The sequence below is a fragment of the Chryseobacterium sp. MYb264 genome (assembly GCF_035974275.1).
Lineage (GTDB): Bacteria > Bacteroidota > Bacteroidia > Flavobacteriales > Weeksellaceae > Chryseobacterium.
In genome coordinates this window covers 2,041,056-2,064,259 of the sequence record NZ_CP142422.1, presented here as the reverse complement: position 1 = coordinate 2,064,259, position 23,204 = coordinate 2,041,056, and the positions used below count along the sequence as shown (strand labels likewise).

The window sequence follows — 23,204 nt, the reverse complement described above, 5'->3', positions numbered from 1 at the left end:
GCTTATCTTTAGGCTGAAATCATGATTTTTCTATAATAAAATAGGTTAATTTATATAAAAAAAGTCTCACATAGTGATTGATGAGACTTTTATATCATTTTTACAGAGAAATAATTAGTCGCTCCTTAAAAAGCTGTTTTTTGACTTTGAAAATTATATTTGCCTAAAAAGATTCGGAGAACAAGTTCGAGCCAAAGAAGAATTTGTTGTTTGATTTGATTCAATCTCATCTTCAAATTGTATCCAATCCCTGCTAATAATGCATTATTAATATCTCCAGCCACTCCTTTCAGGAAGTTTAATCCTAAGGAGTGGTTTCTTTTTAAATGAGAGATACAAGGTTCTATGGCTGCTCTTGCCCGGAATCTTAATCTGGCTACTTGTTGCCCATATTTTGTTTTTTCTTTTTTTGCGGGAAGCAAAATTGCTGTTCCTTCCACTTCTTTGATTCCTTTAAATCCTCTGTCTGTAGTGGCTTTCGTAGGTCTTGTTCCGCCAACGGATTTTCTTACCCTCTCACTCTGTGCCAATGATTCTTCAAGAGTTTTACTATCGTGAGGATTGCCAGAAAATCTCTTTACCGAGCTGATGATCCCTGTTTTCCGACCTCTTACTACTGCTACTTTTGTCCCAAACTCGTATGCTTTTCCCGATTTTCCTTTCGCAATACACGCAACTTGTGGCTCGTGAAGACTGTAAATTTTATCTTTCGTGGTACGTTCTTGGGTGAGTGCTTTAAGGTAAATTTTAAAAACGTCTTCGTAGCCTTTCAAAACATCTTTAGGAAGTTTTCTTTCCAATTCCCGAAGAACTCTTTTACCAATCGTCCTGAGCTTTTTCCTCGCCATTTTTGCCTTCTTCTGTCTTCTGGGATGATGTCCAAAAAAAGCGTCCCGCAATAATTGTTTGCTCACTCTTCTGTAGCTTTGTCTTTGTACAACGCTCTCTTTTTCTGCTATTTTTCTACAATTGTCGATTACTTTTTTTGCTAATTTGGCATCGGTAGGAAAGGTAATGTTCTTCTCCTGAACCGTCGTATCTACCTGAACTTCATCTTCTGTTTTGGCTTTGGGATGGAGAGAAACGCTTTGTCCCAAAAGAAATTCCAAACCCTTATCTCCAATTCTTTTTCTGAAGTGTACAAAATTGCTCGGATCGAAAGGCTGCTCTGTCTGGAAAAAGGTTTCTCCGGTAAAATATTGCCAATACGCATTCTCAATCCATCTCTCTATTACACTTTCATCACTTTCTTTAAACATTTCCTTGAGCAAAAGCATTCCTGCTATTTTACGGATAGCAATAGAAGGTCTTCCGTTTTCTGAAAATAATTTCTCAAACTCTGACTCCATTTTATCCCAGGAAATCTCCCCAGCTAATTTTACCACCGGATGCTCCATATTAATAAGCTCCGTAAGCCTGGTCTTGAATAAATTCTGCTGTAAATCCTCTCTTATTTTGCCTAACATTTTGCCACTTTTTATATCCTAAAAATACAATTTATTGCAATTTTTTACAACGATTTTTTACGAAATATAAGTGCATAAAACTGATAATCAAAATATTACTTGGTTTTTAAGGAATGACTAATTATTTTACCTGCATCACAGATCTTGTATGGCTGAAATTTTCAAAACTGAATTTACCATGGTATTTCCCCATTCCCGAAGTGCCTACACCACCAAAAGGTAAAAAATGAGAACCCACATGTACAATCGCGCTGTTGATCTCTGCGTCACCGCTTGTGGTCCTGTGTAAAACATCCTGTGCAAATTCCTGATCTTCAGTAAAAACATACAGTGCCAGAGGTTTCGGACGATTGTTAATTTCTTCCAAAGCCTCATCAATATCATTATAAGTCATGATCGGAAGGATTGGACCAAAGATTTCCTGCTGCATTACTTTATCATCCCAAGTTACGTTATCCATTAACGTAGCCTCGAAATGACGGGTTTCCAAGTTGTAATTTCCACCGTAGATTACTTTCTCGGGAGAAGCCTCTACATATCCTGCAAGATTTTTGATTTGTTGCTGACTTACAATTTTTCCGATTTTTCCAAGCGTTTGATCGTCGTACGTATTTTTTAGATAGGTTTTGAATTTTTCAATAAATTCATCTTTCACCGATTCATGAATATAAATATAATCCGGCGCTACACAGGTTTGCCCGCAATTAATCCATTTTCCATAAGAAATTCTTGCAACAGCTTTGTCAAGATCAGCATCTTTATGAACGATGGTTGGTGATTTTCCACCTAATTCTAAAGTTAAAGGAATTAATTGTTCAGCCGCAGCTTTCATCACAATTTTCCCAACATTCGGGCTTCCTGTGAAAAAGATATAATCAAAAGGTAAGCTCAATAGCAAAGTATTCTCTTCAATCGCACCCTGAACAACCGCAACGTAAGATTCATCAAAAGATTCTTTTACAATATCTTCCAGAACTTTCGCTACGTGAGGTGTATTTTCAGAAGGTTTAATAATAGCGGTGTTTCCTGAGATCAAAGCGCCAATTAACGGACTGAAAGTCAATTGAACCGGATAATTGAACGGCCCGATAATATAATTGACGCCATATGGTTCATACGTAATTTTGCTGATTACTTCAGCACCCGATGGTAAAGATTTAGACGGCACTTCCGTAGGTTTTGCCCACTCGTTAATATTTTCCAAAAGATAATCCAGTTCGCTGATTACGATTTGTATTTCCACATATTCCGCTTCTTTTCTGCTTTTCCCCAAATCGATGTCTAATGCTTCGCAAAGCGCATCTGTATGATTTAAAAATACTTCACGGAAATTTCTCAACTGTGCCTTTCTGAATTCAATATCTTTGGTCTTATTGGTTTTGAAAAAAGCTTTCTGCTGAGCAAATATTTCTCTTATTTTCTGTTCTGATTGTTGATCCATTTTTATTTATTTTTAATTATTGAAAGTCTTGAAAACTCTACAATTTGTTGTATTTAAAGTGATTTGAGAATTGATTTTACAAATATATTGCTGAAAATTATATTGCGCACAATTTAATTAAAATTTTATACCAATTAATATTATTGATATGACCTATAATATGCTGCAGCCAACAATTAAAAATTGATGCCAAGACTTTTCTGAAATATTAAATTAAAGTTCAACTCAGGAAAATGAGAGAAGATTTTTTATCTTTGGGAAATGAATTGGGAGAACATTGCCGGACAGGAAAATCTGAAAAAGCTTCTTAGAGACAGTATCGCCGAAAACAGAGTGAGCCACGCCCAGCTTTTCACGGGAAAAGAAGGGTATGGAACGTTGCCGATGGTTTTGGCATACGCTAAAGAGGTTTTACAGGGTGAAAATCCTCATGCCGCTTCAAAAGTAGAGCATTTGAATCACCTGGATTTGCATTTCAGTTTTCCGGTTTTTACAGACAACAAAAATTCTTTAAGTAAAAATAAATTTGAAGAATTCCGTGAGATGATCATGGCTTCGCCGTATGCAAGTTATGACGACTGGACGGCTTTTTTAGAGTCTGAAAATAAACAGCTTTTCATTTCTGCAGATGAAATTGATGATCAGAATCAAAAGTTTTCTCTTAAAAGTTTTGAAGGCGGAACCAAAATCCTGATCGTTTGGAGAGCCGATAAAATGAATATTGCCGCTTCCAATAAATTCCTGAAATTTTTAGAAGAACCTCCTGCGAAAACCATTATTCTCCTTACCGCAGAGTCTACCAATGATATTCTTCCGACCATTCTTTCGAGAACGCAGGTGGTGGAAGTTCCGAGGATTAATGATGAAGATATTGAGGTTTATTTAAAAAAGAACTTCAATGTTACAGATGAAAAAGTAAGAGAAATCGTACATGAAGCGCAGGGAGATCTGAATGACGCTATTAAATTATTACAATCGGGAACAAAGAATGAAGAATTTGAAAAGCTTTTTGTTCAGTGGGTTCGTGATGCGTTTATGGTGAAAAAGAAACCTCAGTTTCTGAAAAATATTATCGTTTGGGCTCGAGAAATTGCAGGCTGGAATCGTGAAAAGCAAAAGAACTTTTTAAATTATTGCTCTGAGATTTTCAGGCTCGCTTTGCTTCAGAATTATCAGTCTGAAAGTCTGGTCTATAAAAAAATTGATGCCAATGGTTTTAATTGGGTTGGTTTCTCAAAATTTATCAGCGGAGCGAATATTGAAAGTATTCTGGAAGAAATAAGTACTGCCGATTTGCACCTTACCCGAAACGGAAATCCTAAGATTGTCTGGACAGATCTGGGCATCAAATTATCAAGATATATTCATAAGAATTCATAAGATAAACTCCGGCGACTCAGTCGGAGTTTTTTCTTCAATATTAATTTAGCATAACATTAATTTTAGTGGTTAAATTTCCAAAAATGCAGTATTGAGGCTTATTTTGGTGAAAATTTGACTTAAAATCTTATGTTAAATTACCAAATCTATAATGTTAATTAATATTATAAATAAACTTTAATGAGTTGTAATTCAGTGTTTTGTGATTTTAAATATTAAAAATAAATTAAAAAATCAATCAATCGTTTGATTTATTTGGAATCTTGTGTACATTTGCACCCTGAAAACAGAACATAGAATGTTATCAAAAGAAGAAAATATATTATATGCTGCGGAAAAGCTTTTTGCTGAGAAAGGTTTTGAAGGAACTTCTACCAGAGAGATCGCCAAAGCAGCGAATGTAAACATTTCTATGATTTCCTATTATTTCGGTTCAAAAGAAAAGCTTTACGAGAAGTTGGTGGAGTACAGGATGAATGAAGGGCAATTCTTTTCGAAAGATATTATTGAAAGAACGGACATCAATGAGTGGGAAAAAGTAGAAAAAATTGTTGATCAGTTTGCGGGTAAGGTAAGAAACCATAAATGTTTCTACAGAATTATGCAAAGAGAACAATTACATGCAGAGAATCCTCATATTATTGAGTTTTTGAAACAGACAAAAATGGGATTTATTTCCATGTATTCAAAAATATTAGAAAGTGGCTTGAAGAAAGGAATTTTTACTAAAAATCCTCCGATTTATCTTCTTCATTCTACCGTGAGCGGAACATTGTTTTACGCTTCAAACGCAAAGGAAATGTATAAAGAATTCCTTAACGATACGGAAGATGAAGACACTTTTGATGAAAAGTATTACACAGAACTTAATAAACATATTAAATATTTACTAAAAGACCTTTTAGGTTATGAAGAAAATAAATAACTCAGTCCTTGCACTGGCCCTATTCGTAGGGATTGCAAACACAAATGCTCAGGAGAAAAAAACATTGACTCTTGATGAAGCTGTGCAGTTGGGTATCCAAAACAGCAAAAATCTGAAGATCGATGCAGCGAAGATCGAAGAGGCTACTGCTGATCTTTTAGAGGCTAAGAACAGACAACTTCCTGACCTTAAAGTTTCCGGAAGCTATATGTATCTTCCAATAAAACCTACCGTAAATATTAAACTTCCCGGCGTTTCCGGAGCTGGAGGTCCTGAAGTACATCAGGTGGCTTACGGCTCAGTAAATCTAAGTGTTCCCATTTACAGCGGCGGAAGAATAAAATACGGAATTCAGTCTGCGAAATATTTGGTGGAAGCATCAAAATTGAGCACAGAAAACGATAAAATAGCGATTGCTTATAACGTGGCCCAGGCTTATAATAATTTGTTTAAAGCCAATCAATCCATCAAAGTTTTAGAAGAAAACCTTACGGCTTCTCAAAAGAGAGATGAAACTTTCCTTAAACTTGAAAATAATGGAGTGATTGCTAGAAACGACCGTTTAAAGGCAAATCTTCAGACTTCAAATATAGAATTACAATTATTGGAAGCTAAAAACAACTACAATATTGCTAACATCAACATGGATTTGCTATTGGGAATTCCTGAAACGACAGAAATTGAGGTTGACCAAAATTATATTGATGAAGGCTCAGACGTAAAACCGGTTGATTTCTATGTAAATGAAGCGAAAGATAATCGTAAAGATCTTCAGGCTTTAGGAAAACAAAGAGAAGCAGCAGCATTGGGAACGAAAGCAGCAAAAGCTGAAAATCTTCCTTCAATCGCATTTACCGGAGGTTATGTAGCGGCAGATATTCCGAAATTCTTAACGATTTACAATGCCGTAAACGTTGGGATTGGAGTTTCTTACAACTTATCTAATATCTGGAAAGAAAATTCTTCATACAAGCAGTCTCAGGCGAGAGAAAAACAACTTTCTGCATCTAATGAACTGTTGAATGATAATATTAAGCTTGATGTAAACAGAGAATATCAAAACACCGATTATTCTAAAAAGAGAATCACTGTTTTTGAAAAATCTGCAGAGCAAGCGAATGAAAATTACAGAATCACAAAAAATAAATACGACAACGGTTTGGCAACTATGACGGAATTGCTGGATGCAGATGCAGCACAGATTGCGGCAAACGTTGGCGTAATAAATGCTAAAGCAGATGCGGCATTAGCGTACAGAAAACTATTACAAACTACAGGAACTTTAACAATTAAATAAATTAAGAACAATACCAACAATGGAAAATAATAATACACAAGCGACTGAACCTAAAAAGAAAAAAAGTTTAGTGTTCCCAATTATTTTGGCGGTTGTTTTGATCGGTGGAGGAATCTACGGATATAATGCTTACACTTACGGGCAGGGGCACGAAGAAACAGACGATGCGCAGATTGCTTCTAACCTGTCTCCGGTAATTTCTAAAATTTCCGGGTATGTAACTGAGGTTAAAGTAAAAGATAACCAGTTCGTGAAAAAAGGAGATACTTTGGTGATTCTGGATAACAGAGATCAGAAAATGGCTCTTCAACAAGCAGAAGCGGCATTGGTAACAGCAAAAAGTAATATTTCAAACGCAGAAGCTTCTACTACGGCAACTTCGAAAAACATTGGTTCTTCTCAAGCAGCGGTAACAACAGCTAATGCGCAAATTGAAGCAGCAAAAGTAAACGTTTGGAAAACAGCTCAGGATTTAAAAAGATATTCTGTGTTGGTAAAAGACCACTCTATTACAGAGCAGCAATATGAGCAGGCTTTGGCAGCAAAACAATCTGCTGACAAGCAATTACAGGTTTTGGTTGATCAAAGAAACCAAATTGCTCAACAAACTAATATTGCATCTTCTCAAACGGCGGCAAGCTCTCAACAAATCAGTGTTGCAGGATCTGTGGCTAAACAAAGAGAAGTAGATGTAGAAAATGCAAAATTAAATTTATCATATACTGTAATTGTTGCTCCTGAAGACGGATATGTTGGTAAAGTTCCAACGCAGGCAGGACAATATTTACAGGCTGGTTCGCAATTATTTGCTTTAATTAAAAACGACCAGAAATGGGTAGTGGCTAATTTCAAAGAAACTCAGGTTGACAGAATGGTTGAAGGTCAGAAAGTAAAAATCGAGATCGATGCATTTCCTGATCAGGAATTCGACGGAGTGGTAAGCTCTTTCTCTCCTGCAACGGGTGCTACATTCTCTATCCTTCCTCCGGATAACGCGAGTGGTAACTTCGTAAAAGTGGTTCAGAGACTTCCTGTAAAAATTGATTTTGTGAATCTTGATAAAAATATTGCAAAAAGATTAAGAACAGGAATGAATGTGAAAGCAGAAGTTTCTTTAAAATAATAAAAAAATAAGTGAATTGTCAATTTTGCTGAAGCAAGTTAATTGTGAAATGTAAAATGAAGGAGTAGAAATTGACGAATGAAATGGATTTACCATTGACAATTCACCTTTTTTAAATGTATAAGAGAATTGTCAGTTTTGCAGAGGCAAGTCGATAATGAAGATGAAAATGCCGAAAGACTAAACTGATTATGAAGGAGATGCCGGAAATGCAGACAGAATCAATGAAATGTGGAAATGAAGTAGTAAAATTACCATGAAGTTGATGACAATGCAGAGGGAAATCAATGTAGATGTGGAAATGAAGACGATATATTGACAGATGAAAATGATGCCGGCCGCGCAGATGACCATCAGTAATGATGTTGAAAATGAAGCAATAATCGACAATAATGTTGAATGATCACTGACAATTCACTTTTTTAAATTAAGAAATATAGAGGTTAAGGCTAAGATTAATGTATTTACAGACTCTGATTTTTTAATCTTTTAATCTTTTAATCTTTTAATCTTTTAATTATTAAATATTTACAATAATTAATCCTGAGTTTTATCCTCCTCTCTTAATTCAATAAAATATTAAAAAAACTATGCAAGATTCATTAGTAGAATATGGAGCCCGAAGAGTAATCATTACGATTACGGCGATTCTTTGTGCTCTGCTTGAGATTGTAGACTCCACCATCGTAAACGTTGCCCTGAACGAAATGAAGGGTAACTTGGGAGCTACACTTTCAGAAGTCGGCTGGGTGATCACAGCATACGCTATCGGTAACGTAATTGTTGTACCGATGACGAGCTGGCTGTCTCAACAGTTTGGACGAAGAAACTATTTCGCTGCATCTATTATCATATTTACCATATTTTCATTTTTATGCGGAAACGCGACCAATATTTGGGAGCTGGTATTTTTCAGATTAATGCAGGGAATTGGTGGGGGAGCCCTTTTGGTAACTTCACAGACTATTATTACGGAATCTTATCCGATTGAAAAAAGAAGTATGGCTCAGGCGATCTATGGTCTTGGGGTAATTATTGGGCCAACATTAGGTCCGCCACTGGGAGGATATATCGTAGATAACTTCAGTTGGCCGTATATTTTCTATATTAATATTCCTATCGGGATTGCAGCGACTTTAATGACGCTTCAGTTTGTGAGAAGTCCGAAATATGCTGAAAAACGTAAAGCTTCGGATGTCGACTGGTTAGGAATTGCTTTATTGGCGATTACTGTGGGATCACTTCAATATATTCTGGAAAGAGGACACGAAGAAGACTGGTTTGCAAGTGGATGGATTATTTTATTTACCGCATCGGCAGTGTTAGGATTCATCTTATTCCTTTGGCGAGAACTTACTTTCAAATATCCTATTGTGGAATTGCGGGTTTTGAAAAACAGTAATTTGAGGATTGGTACCATAATGTCCTTTGTATTAGGATTCGGTTTGTACGGTTCTACCTTTATTGTTCCTTTGTATACGCAGAGTATTTTGGGTTGGACGGCACTTCAGTCGGGAGCTTTAATGATTCCTGCAGCCTTAACCACCGCCTTCATGATGCCTATTATCGGTAGATTATTGTCAAAAGGTGCTAAGCAGCAGATTTTAGTTTCCTTAGGATTATTTATCTTCTTTGTATATAGTTTCTGGGGTTACAAAATCCTTACACCGGATACGAGTAAAGATGCATTTTTCTGGATGCTGATCGTAAGAGGAGCAGGACTTGGATTGCTATTTATCCCGATCACTTCATTATCATTAAGTACTCTAAAAGGTCAGGAAATTGGTCAGGGAGCTGCTTTTACAGGGATGATGAGACAGCTGGGAGGTTCTTTCGGGATTGCGGCGATTACAACGTTTATTGCCAATGCCAGTCAGAAATACAGAGTTAATCTGATTACCCATCTCGATGAAACCGATTTTGCAGTTCAGCAGAGATTGCAGGCTTTAAAAGGAAGCTTCATGGCAAAAGGAATGACACCGGATGCCGCAATGAATGCCGCTTACAAAATGCTCGATCTCTCCGTAACGAAACAGGCAACGGTACTTTCTTATATGGATGTTTTTCTTTATTTAGGAGTGATATTCTTAATTTGTATTCCGTTTATCTTATTCGTGAAAGAACGAAAAAGTAAAGAGAAAATAGATTTGAGTGGCGTACACTAGATCTTTTCAAAATATATATAAAACCTCCGCAATTGTGGAGGTTTTTATTTGTTAAAGCCTATGAAAATCACTTGATGTATTGAAGTTTAAAATTCCCCTTTTTTTCAAGGGGTGGATTTTTGCATAGCAAAAAGACGGGGTAGTTTCCAGGTTTAAACCACCCCGCCAAAAATTCTTTGAATTTTCGCCACCCTCCGATGGAGGGGAATTTTTTGACCGTTGATTTACAAACTTTCCTTATGCAGTTTCCCCCATTTTTCGAGTTCCTCAATAATTGGTCTTAATTGATATCCAACCTCAGTCAGTTCATACTCAACCCTTGGAGGAACTTCTGCGTAGACGGTTCTCGTAACAATTTTATCATCTTCCAACCTTCGTAATTGCAGCGTGAGCATACGTTCTGTAATATTTCCGAGTTTCTTTCGTAATTCTCCAAATCTGAGCTTACCATTGATCAGGTAGCAGCAAATTGCTAAAGACCATTGTCCGCCGATCATATTCGAAGCATGAACTTCCGGACATTCGTCTGCAAGGGCTTTTTTATTGGCAAAATTGGTAGATGTTTCCTTTATTTTAGTCATTACTTACATTTTTTATAGTACCATACAATGGGGTGTTACTATCGGAAATGTAAGTTACATCTATTATTTTTGTAATGAAAATTTAAAATATGAAAACATTAATTATCGTTATCCATCCTCACATGGAAACCTCTTCCATCAACAAAAGATGGATTGAAGAACTCAATAAATTTCCTGAAAAATATACAGTACATGAATTATATCAAGCTTATCCCGACGAAAAGATTGATATTAAAAAAGAGCAGGAACTGATAGAATCTTATGATAAAATTATATTTCAGTTTCCTTTTTACTGGTTCAGCAGTCCGCCATTGTTGAAAAAATGGTTTGATGAGGTACTTCTATATGGTTGGGCATATGGCAGCAAAAGTGGATTTAAAGTAGGAGGAAAAAAGATTGCACTGGCGGTTTCTACAGGAATTGATGATAAAGGTTTTAGTGCTTCAGGAAAGTATAAATAGTCATTCCTTAAAAACCAAGTAATATTTTGATTATCAGTTTTTATGCACTTATATTTCGTAAAAAATCGTTGTAAAAAATTGCAATAAATTGTATTTTTAGGATATAAAAAGTGGCAAAATGTTAGGCAAAATAAGAGAGGATTTACAGCAGAATTTATTCAAGACCAGGCTTACGGAGCTTATTAATATGGAGCATCCGGTGGTAAAATTAGCTGGGGAGATTTCCTGGGATAAAATGGAGTCAGAGTTTGAGAAATTATTTTCAGAAAACGGAAGACCTTCTATTGCTATCCGTAAAATAGCAGGAATGCTTTTGCTCAAGGAAATGTTTAAAGAAAGTGATGAAAGTGTAATAGAGAGATGGATTGAGAATGCGTATTGGCAATATTTTACCGGAGAAACCTTTTTCCAGACAGAGCAGCCTTTCGATCCGAGCAATTTTGTACACTTCAGAAAAAGAATTGGAGATAAGGGTTTGGAATTTCTTTTGGGACAAAGCGTTTCTCTCCATCCCAAAGCCAAAACAGAAGATGAAGTTCAGGTAGATACGACGGTTCAGGAGAAGAACATTACCTTTCCTACCGATGCCAAATTAGCAAAAAAAGTAATCGACAATTGTAGAAAAATAGCAGAAAAAGAGAGCGTTGTACAAAGACAAAGCTACAGAAGAGTGAGCAAACAATTATTGCGGGACGCTTTTTTTGGACATCATCCCAGAAGACAGAAGAAGGCAAAAATGGCGAGGAAAAAGCTCAGGACGATTGGTAAAAGAGTTCTTCGGGAATTGGAAAGAAAACTTCCTAAAGATGTTTTGAAAGGCTACGAAGACGTTTTTAAAATTTACCTTAAAGCACTCACCCAAGAACGTACCACGAAAGATAAAATTTACAGTCTTCACGAGCCACAAGTTGCGTGTATTGCGAAAGGAAAATCGGGAAAAGCATACGAGTTTGGGACAAAAGTAGCAGTAGTAAGAGGTCGGAAAACAGGGATCATCAGCTCGGTAAAGAGATTTTCTGGCAATCCTCACGATAGTAAAACTCTTGAAGAATCATTGGCACAGAGTGAGAGGGTAAGAAAATCCGTTGGCGGAACAAGACCTACGAAAGCCACTACAGACAGAGGATTTAAAGGAATCAAAGAAGTGGAAGGAACAGCAATTTTGCTTCCCGCAAAAAAAGAAAAAACAAAATATGGGCAACAAGTAGCCAGATTAAGATTCCGGGCAAGAGCAGCCATAGAACCTTGTATCTCTCATTTAAAAAGAAACCACTCCTTAGGATTAAACTTCCTGAAAGGAGTGGCTGGAGATATTAATAATGCATTATTAGCAGGGATTGGATACAATTTGAAGATGAGATTGAATCAAATCAAACAACAAATTCTTCTTTGGCTCGAACTTGTTCTCCGAATCTTTTTAGGCAAATATAATTTTCAAAGTCAAAAAACAGCTTTTTAAGGAGCGACTAAATATACAATGCAAGAGCTCACGCGACCTTTTGAACTGACTTTTGAATATGTAAAAGCAGATTATAAAGAACCTTTTATTTATTATGGTTTGGAACAAAATCCTTCACAGGAATGGATCGAAAGAAGTATTCCGATGTATCTGGAATTTATAGATAATTTTTAGGCTAAATTTAATTGGAAGCCGTCGGACTTTCCGAAATGCTAAACAAGTTTTAGTTCACCTCGTCGGAAGTTCCGACAACATGAATAAGTATTTATGACCAATGTTGAAGTAATTTATAGCCTATTTAAGCTTATTGGAAAAACACAAAGGCGCACGGTTTAATAAAAGTTTTCTGTTTTTAAGATGCAAGGAAAAAATCAAAGATTTTCTTTTATAATGTTGATGATCAATTTTATCGTAGATAAAATCCTTGCGTCTTAAAGCTTAATAATGGCTAATAACTTGGCGTCTTTGCGAAAAACCAACCTGAAATTCATTTTATTAATTTTTAAAAACCATTATCATTCGCATTGCTGTTTTCCTGAGCCTGTCGAAGGATTTAAATTACTCGGCATTATTGATTTTTCCCAGCCATTCAATTCCGCTGATATCAATCAATTTTAAAGAATGTATTTTTTCTGATGAAATATCACTCATATCAATCTTCAAATCAGCTTTTGAGCCCAGCGGAATAATCAAACTGTGTTTTTCGGGTTTCACTTTAACCACATAATGGTTTTTAATATTTTCTTTCGGGAATTTTGAAAGCTCGGAATGATTGAGTTCCTTTAAAATATTTCCGTCTTTATCCAATATATGAATTCCGATGAGGAAAGAACCGTAAACATCTACACCTTCCGTTCGAAAAATCTGGAAACTTAAATCAGAATGATTGTATGAAATATGAGAAATTTCAATCTTTGGTTTTACTGATTTATTATGCAGTTTCCCCCAAACGCCTCCATGAAAATACTGATTGGTAAAAAGGGTAAGTCCAAAAATCAATAAAGAACCTATCAAGACAAAATGTTTTGGATTCACGATTGGTAAAACGCCTGAACCAAAATAGTTGAACCATTTCTTTTTTGTAAAGCTGGAATTTTTGTTTAAAAAATATTGATCGACTGAATAGTAGCTGCTTCCAGTCAGGAAAAGCGTAAATCCTCCTGCAATTCCCAACACTCCGATTTGCCATTCGTCGAGACAGGTGGTACCAATCCATCCGGAACCGAGTAAAATTCCCATGGCTAATGCAAAAACTCCGATGCTCATTGTTCTGGTAAATAATCCCAAGATCAGACATAATCCGACAACAGCTTCTACGATGGTAAAAGTCATCATTGAGGTTTGTAGAGCATCAGGATGCGTGACGAGATATTCAATAATAGGTTTAATTCCTAAAGCATTAGGTAGAAAATGATTGAATTTTTCGCCGATATAGCCTGCTTCATCGGGAATTAATTTGTTTTCAAGGATGAGTCGGCGCCAGAAAGCTGAAAAGTAAGTCCAGCCAATAACAAGGCGGAGTGATAAAGTGAATAAACCAGCCATATAATTGGGCTGATGCATTGTTTTATTGTTCATTGAAGTATATTTAAATGATTTAAAATAAGAATAGCGTAAAGAAAATTTTAAGCTATATCCAGTTTTAACCGTTTAAATAAAATGTACTTCGGCGGACTGTTGTCTGTGGTGAATCCTGAATAATGATTCGTAAAAATCTTCTTTTCTGAATTAATTTTAGAAGAGAATTCAGCAATAAACTCATGATTATCGAGCTTTTTAATAACTTTTAAAGCTGAAAATTTTGAAGACTTTTCAAAAGAATAAATGCAATTATTGGTTGAATTTACCGTGGTTTTTACTTTGTTTAAAGTACTGAGATGCTGAATGTCGAAAATTCCCAAAACATCTCTCTTCACTGAACATGGCGATAAAGAGAACATCAAAACAAGCAAGATAATGAATGCTTTGTATGGTTTGAAATGGAGTTTGAGGTCTGACATTCTTACAAAACTAGGGTTTTATTTTTTTTGTTTTAAGTTTTAACCAATAATTTTCATCATCATCCAATAAATACTTTGCTTGAATAGAGGATGATTCATCATTTGTATTTTTGTATATTCTCTCAATCAATGGTTTTATATCTTTATTGTAAGTTTTTAAATTCAAATCTGTTATTGGTTCTTTACTGAATCTTAAATAATGAATTGCTGATTCCCATCTGGCTATTTCGTAGCTTTGAAGAGCTTCTTTTAATGCGCTATATCTAGACCATGTCATTTCATTTGCTTTCCACCACATATGTGATTTCTTGTAAAGGATTAAGCTGTTGGATTTATCATTCAGATATCCGAAATCTTGAAATGTTAATTCTTCAAGTATCCATGCTGCTCGAAAATAAATTTTATCAATATCATACTTTACTACAGATCCGTGCCCATAAAATTCTTTAGCTCCTGGATAAATTAAATCTCCGGTATTTTCAAGTTTTACCAATGTGGTGTCTTTTAACATTTCAATTAATTCCGGGATTACATCTCTTGGATTCGATTGTATTAGAAATTGTCGTGCATAAGTAACTTCATCAAAATCATTGCTTTTTAATTTTACTAATTCTTTTGTTATTTGATCTTGTGCTATAAAATAGCTGAAAGAAAAAATTAAAAGAAAAGACAGTTTAAGTTTCATAAATTTTTTGTTGAAGCTAAAATAAACAAAAAAGAGTACCCTTTAAAAGGATACTCGAAACTAAATTAAACAGCTAGTAACGACTGAGTGATTAAGCTTGACTTTACGTTTATTTTGTTTCTATGCTTTCATTTTTCTTTGGGGAACAAGGGTTGGAAAACATAGAATATTTTTGTGTTATTAGAATCAGTTGCCTATTTTTTTGATTAAAAATTGAGTTCCGTCATGCAGCAAAGTCATTCCGGTTCCGGTGCAATTTCCGGCTTGCCCTCTTCCTAAATTTACTCTTACCAACTTTCCGCCGGCAGGAATTTGAGAAGTATACGTTATTTTACCTCCGTGAGTTGCTGTTTCTCCTGAAGTTTCAAGATGCTGCGTATTGCTATGAACTCTTGTAAAGTTGCTTTCAAAAGGAAAATCATAGAAATAAGAACTCACCGAACATCCCGGCTGATTGGCTTTGTAGATTAATGTAAACTGGTACAATCCTTCCGGTACAAACAGGAAATGAGTTGCAGGATCATAGGTTAATCCTTTGATCGCGTTTTTTACCAAAGTCATCGGCATATCCTGAGCACCACCAGGACCGATTCCGTTTAGAAAATCTGAAACATCAGCATCTAAAGTAAGAAGTGCAGGTTGCGGAATGCCAAATTCATTGATCGATTTTTCTCTTCTTAAAAAAGCGAGTGTTTGCGCAGGTCTGTTGGCCCCCAATAAACTGATCTCCTCAGGATTTTCTGCGGGTAAAATACCTTCAATTCTTACATTATCACCAACGCTGTTAAAAACAAAGAGTTTAGTGTTATAGATATTTCCATAACTTCCACTAGTAATATTCTGAGGGGTAAAATTTAAATTTCCATTAAAATCTATGATAAGATCATCCAAAAGATCACGGAGGGTGGTGGTTCCTGTGGGATTATTTCCTCGGGTGTCGATATGAAAGGCTCCTCTTGGGTTGGGAGTTTTGATCCCAATAGATTGACCGTAGGTAATGCTTGTATAAAAAGCGCATAATAAAACGACTGCTTTTTTCATTTTATGAGACATTAAATGTTATTTTGAAAAAACTTTCGATTAGTTTCCGATTTTATAGATTAACAAGTGGGTAGAGTTTTTCAGAAGCTTCATTCCTGTTCCTGTACAATTTCCGGCTTGTCCTCGTCCTAAATGAATCGTGAGATTATTTGTGGTATTGGTAAGTTTGGTTGTGTAGGAAATAGTTCCTCCGTGAATGCCAAGTCCGCCTTCAATGTGAGGAGCATTATTCTGAACTTTCACAGGAGTTGTGTTTCCTGGGAAATCAACATAATAAGAGCTCAATGTACAGCCCGGACTATCATGTACCGCTTCATACGTCAAAGAAATTTCATAAACCCCGGAAGGCAGCGTAATTTGATTGGTTGCCGGTGTAAACACCAGATTACTGATCGAGTTTTTAGTAGATGTCATCGGGATTGCCTGACTTTCACCTGTGGCTTGTGTACTTAAAAAATCATCAATATCGTTATTTAAGACAAATAAAGCAGGTAATGGCACAGAAAGACCTTCTAATCCACCTAAAGATTTTACAACGCCTGTAGAAGTTATTCCCAGAAGATAATCATCCTTTACATTCCCTGTGTTTAATGTAGAAAAAGATACGGGATCGCTCACGCCGTCACCTATCACATGCAGTTTGTGGGTTGGGGTAGTGGTACCGATTCCGACAAATCCGGAAGGTGCGGTTACGATAAAATCATTGGCTTGTTGCGCAGCACTTGGAGCTCCGGTTTCGGGGTTGTCTCTTCCCGCATCTACATGAAATGCTCCTTGAGGATTACCGGTGTGAATTCCCACTTGAGCTTGTGCCCACATCGCAGAAAATAAAAAGAAAGAAAGTACAAACTTTTTTTTCATGTCTATAATTTATATGCTTGATAATTTTCCGCGAAATTATTCTGAAGTAGCGATGTATAAAAGAAATACCCTTTCCATTTTCGAAAAATGAAAAGCTTTTTGTTTTTAATATTCTTATATTCAGTAGTTTAATTTTTAAGTAAAAACTGTTTTAATTCTTTGTTTAGTGAAAATGTTAAGGCTTTTTAAACGGTTTGATGAGGTTTAAATATCAATTTTTAATGAATAATTAATAAAAAAATTAAAAAAGCCTGCACCAAATTGAGTACAGACTTTGCAAAAAAATAAATAATTAAATTCAGGCGATTGCTCTTTTTTTAGCTTCTTCCTCTTCTATAAATGAAATGAAGTTGGAAGGCGAAATTCCCGTAATCGATTTAAAAATAGTGGTGAATTTACTGTGCGATGAAAACCCGCATTCTTCCGCCAAAGCTCCTACTTTATACTTTCTGTATTTTTCCGAAGTATTCAGTTTATGGATGATATAATTGATCCTTAATTTATTGATGTAATTTTTGAAATCGGCATTTTTGTGCTTTTTCACGACATAAGAAATATATCGAATGTTGGTATTGAATTCCGTAGCGAGATAAGAAAGGGAAATGTAATTATTATTAAACGTTTCTTCTTTTTCAAACCGTTCGAGTTGCTCAAGAATTTTTAGCTCTGTTTCTTTATTGATGGCGATATCGGCTTGCATATGTTCCGAATCTATTTCTGATGAAATGATTTCTTCTTCGTTAGATTTTTCATCAACATCAGAAGTGTCAACTTTTATTTCCAACACATATTCCGACTTTTCCTTATAATGATTAATAATATTTTTGAATCGTCTGTACTTTTCTTTACGCTTTTTTCTGTTGATGATATACATTGTGATCAGTGCCAAAATAATAAGGACGGCAATGCCCAGAATAATATTTTGTTTGTTGCTGATGCTTGCGTATTTCTCTTTTTCTTTCTCAATTTTATTGTAATCATTATCAATAAATTCCAATGATTTATCCTGAATTTTATTAATGTTTTCCGTTTGTTTTTTTCTGTAAAAACTTGCTTTTTTATATTGATTTGTAGATTCGTATAATTCAGCCATGCTGCTATACATATGCCTTTTCATTTCCGGAATGTCGCTTGCTTCAGCATATTGCAATGCTTTCGAGAAAAATTTTTCGGCTTCTTTGTAATCTTTCTGCAAAAGTTTTATTTTTCCGAGACCGTCATAGCATAATCCTGTGTTCATATTCGATTCAGGAAGAAACTGTATCGCTTTGAGATAATGAGCCTCCGACAATTCAATATTATTTAAATAATCACCATATAATTGCCCCAACATTTGATGATCTCTACCAATGGCTATGCTGTCAGCAGGGATTTGAGAAAGATATTTCAAAGATTTTTGCACATTTTCTACTGAAGCTTTATACCTTTCGGCATTGGCTTCAATTTCAGCTAATTCCTGAAAAAATAACGCTTTTGTATGATCTCTTTTTTGTTGGTTTTTTATTTTATCGGCAATTTTTAAGCCTTCATTTAAGTAATTTGTCGATTTATGATTGAGCGACATTTGTCGATAAACATTAGAAAGAAGCCCCCGTATTTTAGCCTGTAACTCATAATTTTCGGTAGTATTTAAAATATCTTTGGCTTGTTCTGCATAGTTTATACTCTTCTCATACTGCACTTTCTGTAAGTAAATTTGAGAAGCCAGCATCAAGCTTTTTCCTTTAATTTCCGGAGTTTTTGCGGCATTAATTAATGAATCTGCTATTTTTAATGCACGAGGTATGTCTTTACTTGCTGTTTCTGTTAAAGTTTTGCGATATAAATTATCGAAAGTATTATTATCTTTTTGTGCCCATATCATCGTAGAAAACAGAATGATAAGTAAGAGTATTTTTTTAGACATAGTTTGATTAAGTAATGTAAATTTGAAATATTTATTGTAGTAAATAATTATTAACAAATATATGGTTAAAAATTTCCTTTATGTTTGAATTTTTTGTTAAATACTATAAGTGATGTTGAATCAGATATTTAATTTACTTTAAATGTCATTTATAGATGATTTATCTTATTTTGAGTTTAAATTTTGTTACTGACAGATAGTTGTCACAAGTCAGGTTTATCTTTGTTATTCAAACGTAAAATGGCTGTTATTTTCAATGAAATATTCATTAAAAAGTAGCATGATTTTATTAAAATTCAGAACTTATGGAAAACAATAATTTTGATCAGATAATACAGCGTTCTCTTAAAATCAGAGAAAAATATCATCAATTAGAAATTCAGCAAAACGGAAAAGAATGGACGGCTGAGCAAGATGCTTTAGGCTACCTTACCGATGCCGGACTGATTGGGAGAAATGTAATGTCACACGAAAAAACATGGTCTAAAAAGAACTCAGCCGAAGAACTGGAACATAAATTAGGCGAAAATATCTGGTGGTTGATTATCTTAGCAGACCGAACCAGCATCGATATAAAAGATGCTGTAGAGAATTTTTTAACCAAAACAGAACATATTTTAAAATGAGTTATTGTTTAGCCATCAACGGAATGGAGCCCGAAAGCAGAAGAGCGCTTCATAAAAATTACCATGACAATCATTACGGATTTCCGATTCATGATGATAATGAACTGTTCGGAAGATTGGTCATGGAAATTAATCAGGCAGGACTGAGCTGGGAAACAATTCTCAAAAAAGAAGAGGGTTTCCGAAATGCTTACGATAATTTTAATATTGAAAAAGTGGCTGCTTACACAGAAGAAGATCGCGAAAGACTATTGAGTGATCCCGGAATTATCCGAAATAAGTTAAAGGTAAATGCCGCGATTGAAAATGCAAAAACAATTATTGAATTGCAAAAAGAATTCGGTTCTTTCGAAAAATGGCTGGAGCATCATCATCCCAAACCGTTACAGGATTGGATGAAATTATTCAAAAAAACATTCAAGTTTACCGGTGGCGAAATTGTGAATGAATTTTTGATGAGTACCGGTTATTTAAAAGGATGTCATGATGAAAGTTGTCCGGTTTATGATGAGGTTTTGAAGCATAAGCCGATGTGGATGAAAGGATAAGCTTTATTTCACAATATGGGATCAGAAATTCTCCTTCGCTGAAATGGGAAAACAAAAAGATGGGGTAGTGGATGCAGACAAATATATGATGTGCCTGTTTAAACCACCCCGTCAAAAATTTCCTTGAAATTTTCGCCACCCCTCCAGAGGAGGGGAATTTAAAGCTGAAGTTTATTTATCTTAAATTTCTTACTGTCACATCAGGTTTTTCCCCTTGCGGAACAATGAAAATAGCATCGTCATTAATAGTGTCTCCCGAATCAAAATAATAGCTTCCCGTTACCGGAATAATACTATTGGTAAACTTTCCCGATTTATCATAGGCTGAATACGTAACATTAATGATCTGAGCTTTCATTTTCAGCTGGATTTTTTTAGAGGTCAGTTTAGCTCCTGTTGCATTGATGCAGTCTAATTCTACAAGCCCGATATTAGAAACGATTTGCGGAAACGATGACAATCTGATGTTATAAGATTTGTCGGATGTGTTTTTTACTGAAGCTGAAACTTTATAGCGATCATAGGGCTTTCCACCTGCTTCAATGCTTTCTTTATTTAAAATAGAAAAGGTTACACTCATACCATTGACCTCAAGGGTTTGACCGTCCGTAATTTTTTGAGCATTGACATAATTCGTAATTGTGCTGAAAATATAGAAAATGAATACGTAAAATAAGTTTTTCATGGAATATTGTTTTTTTGGTGTGATTAAATTTACGAAAAAGGACAATGCCAAATTAATTTTTATCTGAATTAGATTGAGATACTTTTAAAGCTACTCCAAGGATACAGCAAATTACTCCCAAGGTAAGTGCTGGAAGCCAAAAAATAAAGCAAAGTTCTGAAAGTTGAATGATAAATTTGGAGAAATTTCCTATTGAGGTAAACATGCTCACTCCAAATATCAGCATTAAAAGGGCTACAATAATCATTAAAAAACCAGTAAAGAGAAAGTATCGGGCAAATAATTTTCTTTTCATTTGATATATTTTTTAGTGAAATTTTCTAAATAAATGGATGGGTATGAAATTCCATTGTTGTTTTTGAAATAATCCAATTCATCGGTTTAATACCATATCAATTCTTCTTTCTGCTTCTTCTTTGGAAATTCCGTTGTGAAAATCGTATACAAATGGATGTTCATGGCTTTCATGAGGATAGATAAAGGGTCTTCCTATTGCATTATTTACCATTACATCGGTAGGAATGCTATTGTTAAAATCATAATCAGGAGTGTAGTTGGCAAGCCATCCAAAATATCCTCCTTCAAATGTTTTATTTTCATAATTTTCAATGTAATCATTAAAGCTTTTTTCACTGAGAGAAACCCAAATTCCGTATTCAAGATTCTGACAGCTGTTATTCACTTTTTGAACAAGAACTGCCCGAATGAAGAAACAAGTTTCATCACTGTATTTAATAACACAAAAATCCGAGGTTAGCCCTGAATTTTCCTTTTCTTCTTCAGATAAATTAAAATAAGGATAAGGCGCGGAATAAGCTATTGCCGGCCAATCTTCTTTTTCTTCTCCGCAGCATTTGCAGATATACTTCATCATTTTTTATTTATAGTGAAGATAAAATTTATTTTCGAAAATCTCCTGTGGATCATATTTTCTTTTCAATTCAAAAAATGAATTTGCCTGAGGATAAGCTTTTCTCATTTTGGCTTTGTCAATATGTAAACGGTAAGGAAGATAAAATGTTCCTTCGTTTATAATCGTTATGTCAACCAATTTATTTGTTAATATTTTCATCGCCTGTTCCTGCTGAGTAGTTTTATTTTGGTTAAAAAGAAATACAAATCCGAAAACATTTTCTTTGGCATAGTTCAGGTAGCTATCTTCATCTTTGTTTACGGCGCGTATCGTAATATTCAACAAATCTAATTCTGAATTTTTAAGAATTGGTTTAATGTCTTTGATGAATTGATTAAAATTTCTCTCGGGAATAAAGTATTCCTGCAAAAGATCGGTTGAATTTGGATCTTTGTTTTCGATTAGAGAAACATGATCGTTTAGTAATTCATTTCTGGAAAATACGGTGTTTTTGCTAATTTTATTCATTCCGGTTTCCAGATCCCATCGAAGTCTTTTTCCATACTCACTGTTCACAGTGCTTCGGAAAACGAGACGTTTAGTCTCTTCATTTTTAAGATTTTGAGCAGGAAGAGAAAGTGGTTTTTCGTTTACTTTTTCAAAATAATTAATGGTTGCCTCTTCCAGAAAATGTTTATTAGAGATTCTTAATCTTCCAAAAACAAGATTCACATTCGGGTTATCTGAAATGAATTTTTTATAGTATTGAACGTAGTTTTCAGAATTTAATCTTACATATTTGAATTGCAGAGCAAGATTGTCAACCACTTTTAATTTTACATCAAGTATAATCCCGAAAAGTCCATAACCACCGATAGCCAGCTTAAAAAGTTCAGGATTTTCTGCTCTGCTGCAATTTAGAATTTCGCCATTATGATTCATCAGGGTAAATGATACCACGCTCGAAGAAATCGGCGGAAGATTTTTCTGCCAACCGTGACCGTTCACACTCATCGAACCGCCCACAGAAAACGAACTAAAAGCCTGCATCACTGAAATTGATTTTCCGTGTTTGTCTAAAAATTTGATCGCATCTTCCCAAAGTGCACCCGAACCAATCGTCAGAATATTATTTTTTTCATCGAGCTCCATTTGTTTGTAGGGAAGCATATTCAACAAAATTCCGTTGGGATAAATGCTGTGGCCACCCATGCTGTGTTGCGCGCCTGCTAAGGAAACTTTCAGGTTTTTCTCTTTGGCGTATTTTAAAATCTGTCGAAGTTGGTTTTCAATTTCTATTTTGTTTTTGGGAACCTGAATTATAGTATCAACTTTTGTTAAATTCAGTTGACTTGCATCATTTGTATACCCTTTCGGAATTTCAGTTTTTTGAAAATCAGATTCGCTCCATTTGGTTTTAAAAACATGGACAACGGGAATTGAAAGAAAGATTAGGGCTATAACCGATAATGCTCCGAGAATTAAAAGGTATTTTTTCTTCATTTGATAAACATACGGCTGATATGAAAAATTAAAATCTAATTATTGATTTTAACTAAGAAAGGTTCTACAGTTGAACTCCATCTAACTAAATCAGCTCCACATTCGCATTTTAAAATTCCAGATTCTTTATAAGGGGTTTTAATTGAATCAAATTCAAATTTATATTCGATATTACAAGTTTTACATTTAATGTTGCCA

Annotated in this window: 22 protein-coding genes and 1 pseudogene; 10 read left to right on the top strand and 13 right to left on the bottom strand. The window is 34.9% G+C overall.

Annotation, left to right across the window (positions count from 1 at the left end):
* Positions 1-125: 125 nt before the first annotated feature.
* Positions 126-1,466: an IS5 family transposase gene (locus VUJ46_RS08800; protein WP_326981209.1), complete on the bottom strand. Its 1,341-nt coding sequence runs from the start codon at positions 1,464-1,466 to the stop codon at positions 126-128.
* Positions 1,467-1,587: 121 nt separating this feature from the next.
* Positions 1,588-2,907, bottom strand: coding sequence for an NAD(P)-dependent benzaldehyde dehydrogenase MdlD (mdlD, locus tag VUJ46_RS08795; protein ID WP_326984609.1), 1,320 nt, complete (start codon positions 2,905-2,907; stop codon positions 1,588-1,590).
* A 261-nt stretch (positions 2,908-3,168) separates the two neighbouring features.
* Here mdlD and VUJ46_RS08790 point away from each other — a divergent pair, with 261 nt between their 5' ends.
* The 5 genes from VUJ46_RS08790 to VUJ46_RS08770 all read left to right on the top strand — a co-directional run bounded on the left by VUJ46_RS08790 (position 3,169) and on the right by VUJ46_RS08770 (position 9,797).
* Complete coding sequence (locus VUJ46_RS08790; RefSeq protein ID WP_326984608.1) at positions 3,169-4,287, top strand: DNA polymerase III subunit; 1,119 nt, start codon at positions 3,169-3,171, stop codon at positions 4,285-4,287.
* Between the two features lie 298 nt (positions 4,288-4,585).
* Positions 4,586-5,212 carry a TetR/AcrR family transcriptional regulator gene (locus tag VUJ46_RS08785; protein ID WP_267405261.1) on the top strand — a complete coding sequence of 209 codons (627 nt, stop codon included), beginning with the start codon at positions 4,586-4,588 and terminating at the stop codon, positions 5,210-5,212.
* Positions 5,196-6,509, top strand: coding sequence for a TolC family protein (locus tag VUJ46_RS08780; protein ID WP_326984607.1), 1,314 nt, complete (start codon positions 5,196-5,198; stop codon positions 6,507-6,509). Before VUJ46_RS08785 ends, VUJ46_RS08780 begins: the two co-directional genes overlap by 17 nt.
* A 19-nt stretch (positions 6,510-6,528) precedes the next feature.
* Positions 6,529-7,632, top strand: coding sequence for an HlyD family secretion protein (locus VUJ46_RS08775; RefSeq protein WP_326984606.1), 1,104 nt, complete (start codon positions 6,529-6,531; stop codon positions 7,630-7,632).
* Between the two features lie 590 nt (positions 7,633-8,222).
* Positions 8,223-9,797: a DHA2 family efflux MFS transporter permease subunit gene (locus tag VUJ46_RS08770; RefSeq protein WP_326984605.1), complete on the top strand. Its 1,575-nt coding sequence runs from the start codon at positions 8,223-8,225 to the stop codon at positions 9,795-9,797.
* 224 nt (positions 9,798-10,021) lie between these two features.
* Here VUJ46_RS08770 and VUJ46_RS08765 read toward each other — a convergent pair whose 3' ends face one another.
* The gene (locus VUJ46_RS08765) at positions 10,022-10,378 is read right to left on the bottom strand and encodes a winged helix-turn-helix transcriptional regulator (protein WP_326984604.1); all 357 of its coding nucleotides are present in this window, start codon (positions 10,376-10,378) and stop codon (positions 10,022-10,024) included.
* Between the two features lie 89 nt (positions 10,379-10,467).
* Here VUJ46_RS08765 and VUJ46_RS08760 point away from each other — a divergent pair.
* From VUJ46_RS08760 to VUJ46_RS08750, 3 genes and pseudogenes are all read left to right on the top strand, one after another.
* Positions 10,468-10,836, top strand: a pseudogene (locus VUJ46_RS08760) (NAD(P)H-dependent oxidoreductase); the annotation flags it as partial.
* Positions 10,837-10,957: 121 nt separating this feature from the next.
* A complete protein-coding gene (locus tag VUJ46_RS08755) occupies positions 10,958-12,298 on the top strand; it encodes an IS5 family transposase (RefSeq protein WP_326981209.1) in 1,341 nt (446 codons plus the stop codon).
* Positions 12,299-12,316: 18 nt separating this feature from the next.
* Positions 12,317-12,472 (top strand): hypothetical protein, encoded by a 156-nt coding sequence (locus VUJ46_RS08750; protein WP_442784945.1) that lies wholly within the window; start codon positions 12,317-12,319, stop codon positions 12,470-12,472.
* Between the two features lie 384 nt (positions 12,473-12,856).
* On the opposite strand, the gene VUJ46_RS08745 is transcribed toward VUJ46_RS08750, so the two are convergent.
* The 6 genes from VUJ46_RS08745 to VUJ46_RS08720 all read right to left on the bottom strand — a co-directional run bounded on the left by VUJ46_RS08745 (position 12,857) and on the right by VUJ46_RS08720 (position 18,791).
* Positions 12,857-13,876, bottom strand: coding sequence for a TQO small subunit DoxD (locus VUJ46_RS08745; protein WP_326984603.1), 1,020 nt, complete (start codon positions 13,874-13,876; stop codon positions 12,857-12,859).
* Between the two features lie 47 nt (positions 13,877-13,923).
* Positions 13,924-14,298: a hypothetical protein gene (locus tag VUJ46_RS08740; protein WP_326984602.1), complete on the bottom strand. Its 375-nt coding sequence runs from the start codon at positions 14,296-14,298 to the stop codon at positions 13,924-13,926.
* A gap of 10 nt (positions 14,299-14,308) precedes the next feature.
* Positions 14,309-14,983, bottom strand: a complete 675-nt coding sequence (locus VUJ46_RS08735) for a hypothetical protein (RefSeq protein WP_326984601.1) — start codon at positions 14,981-14,983, stop codon at positions 14,309-14,311.
* Positions 14,984-15,169: 186 nt separating this feature from the next.
* Positions 15,170-16,024, bottom strand: a complete 855-nt coding sequence (locus tag VUJ46_RS08730) for a hypothetical protein (protein WP_326984600.1) — start codon at positions 16,022-16,024, stop codon at positions 15,170-15,172.
* A 39-nt stretch (positions 16,025-16,063) separates the two neighbouring features.
* The gene (locus tag VUJ46_RS08725; RefSeq protein ID WP_326984599.1) at positions 16,064-16,885 is read right to left on the bottom strand and encodes a hypothetical protein; all 822 of its coding nucleotides are present in this window, start codon (positions 16,883-16,885) and stop codon (positions 16,064-16,066) included.
* A gap of 298 nt (positions 16,886-17,183) precedes the next feature.
* Complete coding sequence (locus tag VUJ46_RS08720; protein ID WP_326984598.1) at positions 17,184-18,791, bottom strand: helix-turn-helix domain-containing protein; 1,608 nt, start codon at positions 18,789-18,791, stop codon at positions 17,184-17,186.
* A 305-nt stretch (positions 18,792-19,096) separates the two neighbouring features.
* Here VUJ46_RS08720 and VUJ46_RS08715 point away from each other — a divergent pair, with 305 nt between their 5' ends.
* On the top strand, positions 19,097-19,417 hold the full coding sequence (locus VUJ46_RS08715; RefSeq protein ID WP_326984597.1) for a MazG-like protein: 321 nt from the start codon (positions 19,097-19,099) through the stop codon (positions 19,415-19,417).
* Positions 19,414-19,965, top strand: a complete 552-nt coding sequence (locus tag VUJ46_RS08710; protein ID WP_326984596.1) for a DNA-3-methyladenine glycosylase I — start codon at positions 19,414-19,416, stop codon at positions 19,963-19,965. The genes VUJ46_RS08715 and VUJ46_RS08710 overlap by 4 nt, the downstream gene beginning before the upstream one ends.
* A gap of 175 nt (positions 19,966-20,140) precedes the next feature.
* On the opposite strand, the gene VUJ46_RS08705 is transcribed toward VUJ46_RS08710, so the two are convergent.
* The 4 genes from VUJ46_RS08705 to VUJ46_RS08690 all read right to left on the bottom strand — a co-directional run bounded on the left by VUJ46_RS08705 (position 20,141) and on the right by VUJ46_RS08690 (position 23,006).
* The gene (locus tag VUJ46_RS08705) at positions 20,141-20,650 is read right to left on the bottom strand and encodes a hypothetical protein (protein ID WP_326984595.1); all 510 of its coding nucleotides are present in this window, start codon (positions 20,648-20,650) and stop codon (positions 20,141-20,143) included.
* 52 nt (positions 20,651-20,702) lie between these two features.
* Positions 20,703-20,945: a hypothetical protein gene (locus tag VUJ46_RS08700; RefSeq protein ID WP_326984594.1), complete on the bottom strand. Its 243-nt coding sequence runs from the start codon at positions 20,943-20,945 to the stop codon at positions 20,703-20,705.
* A 78-nt stretch (positions 20,946-21,023) separates the two neighbouring features.
* Positions 21,024-21,524: a DUF2199 domain-containing protein gene (locus VUJ46_RS08695; RefSeq protein WP_326984593.1), complete on the bottom strand. Its 501-nt coding sequence runs from the start codon at positions 21,522-21,524 to the stop codon at positions 21,024-21,026.
* 3 nt (positions 21,525-21,527) lie between these two features.
* On the bottom strand, positions 21,528-23,006 hold the full coding sequence (locus tag VUJ46_RS08690; RefSeq protein WP_326984592.1) for an FAD-binding oxidoreductase: 1,479 nt from the start codon (positions 23,004-23,006) through the stop codon (positions 21,528-21,530).
* Positions 23,007-23,204: the final 198 nt, after the last annotated feature.

Coding starts and splice junctions, on each gene's coding strand:
- VUJ46_RS08800 (WP_326981209.1), bottom strand. CDS start 1,466: ATGTTAGGCAAAATAAGAGAGGATTTACAGCAGAATTTATTCAAGACC.
- mdlD (WP_326984609.1), bottom strand. CDS start 2,907: ATGGATCAACAATCAGAACAGAAAATAAGAGAAATATTTGCTCAGCAG.
- VUJ46_RS08790 (WP_326984608.1), top strand. CDS start 3,169: ATGAATTGGGAGAACATTGCCGGACAGGAAAATCTGAAAAAGCTTCTT.
- VUJ46_RS08785 (WP_267405261.1), top strand. CDS start 4,586: ATGTTATCAAAAGAAGAAAATATATTATATGCTGCGGAAAAGCTTTTT.
- VUJ46_RS08780 (WP_326984607.1), top strand. CDS start 5,196: ATGAAGAAAATAAATAACTCAGTCCTTGCACTGGCCCTATTCGTAGGG.
- VUJ46_RS08775 (WP_326984606.1), top strand. CDS start 6,529: ATGGAAAATAATAATACACAAGCGACTGAACCTAAAAAGAAAAAAAGT.
- VUJ46_RS08770 (WP_326984605.1), top strand. CDS start 8,223: ATGCAAGATTCATTAGTAGAATATGGAGCCCGAAGAGTAATCATTACG.
- VUJ46_RS08765 (WP_326984604.1), bottom strand. CDS start 10,378: ATGACTAAAATAAAGGAAACATCTACCAATTTTGCCAATAAAAAAGCC.
- VUJ46_RS08755 (WP_326981209.1), top strand. CDS start 10,958: ATGTTAGGCAAAATAAGAGAGGATTTACAGCAGAATTTATTCAAGACC.
- VUJ46_RS08750 (WP_442784945.1), top strand. CDS start 12,317: ATGCAAGAGCTCACGCGACCTTTTGAACTGACTTTTGAATATGTAAAA.
- VUJ46_RS08745 (WP_326984603.1), bottom strand. CDS start 13,876: ATGAACAATAAAACAATGCATCAGCCCAATTATATGGCTGGTTTATTC.
- VUJ46_RS08740 (WP_326984602.1), bottom strand. CDS start 14,298: ATGTCAGACCTCAAACTCCATTTCAAACCATACAAAGCATTCATTATC.
- VUJ46_RS08735 (WP_326984601.1), bottom strand. CDS start 14,983: ATGAAACTTAAACTGTCTTTTCTTTTAATTTTTTCTTTCAGCTATTTT.
- VUJ46_RS08730 (WP_326984600.1), bottom strand. CDS start 16,024: ATGAAAAAAGCAGTCGTTTTATTATGCGCTTTTTATACAAGCATTACC.
- VUJ46_RS08725 (WP_326984599.1), bottom strand. CDS start 16,885: ATGAAAAAAAAGTTTGTACTTTCTTTCTTTTTATTTTCTGCGATGTGG.
- VUJ46_RS08720 (WP_326984598.1), bottom strand. CDS start 18,791: ATGTCTAAAAAAATACTCTTACTTATCATTCTGTTTTCTACGATGATA.
- VUJ46_RS08715 (WP_326984597.1), top strand. CDS start 19,097: ATGGAAAACAATAATTTTGATCAGATAATACAGCGTTCTCTTAAAATC.
- VUJ46_RS08710 (WP_326984596.1), top strand. CDS start 19,414: ATGAGTTATTGTTTAGCCATCAACGGAATGGAGCCCGAAAGCAGAAGA.
- VUJ46_RS08705 (WP_326984595.1), bottom strand. CDS start 20,650: ATGAAAAACTTATTTTACGTATTCATTTTCTATATTTTCAGCACAATT.
- VUJ46_RS08700 (WP_326984594.1), bottom strand. CDS start 20,945: ATGAAAAGAAAATTATTTGCCCGATACTTTCTCTTTACTGGTTTTTTA.
- VUJ46_RS08695 (WP_326984593.1), bottom strand. CDS start 21,524: ATGATGAAGTATATCTGCAAATGCTGCGGAGAAGAAAAAGAAGATTGG.
- VUJ46_RS08690 (WP_326984592.1), bottom strand. CDS start 23,006: ATGAAGAAAAAATACCTTTTAATTCTCGGAGCATTATCGGTTATAGCC.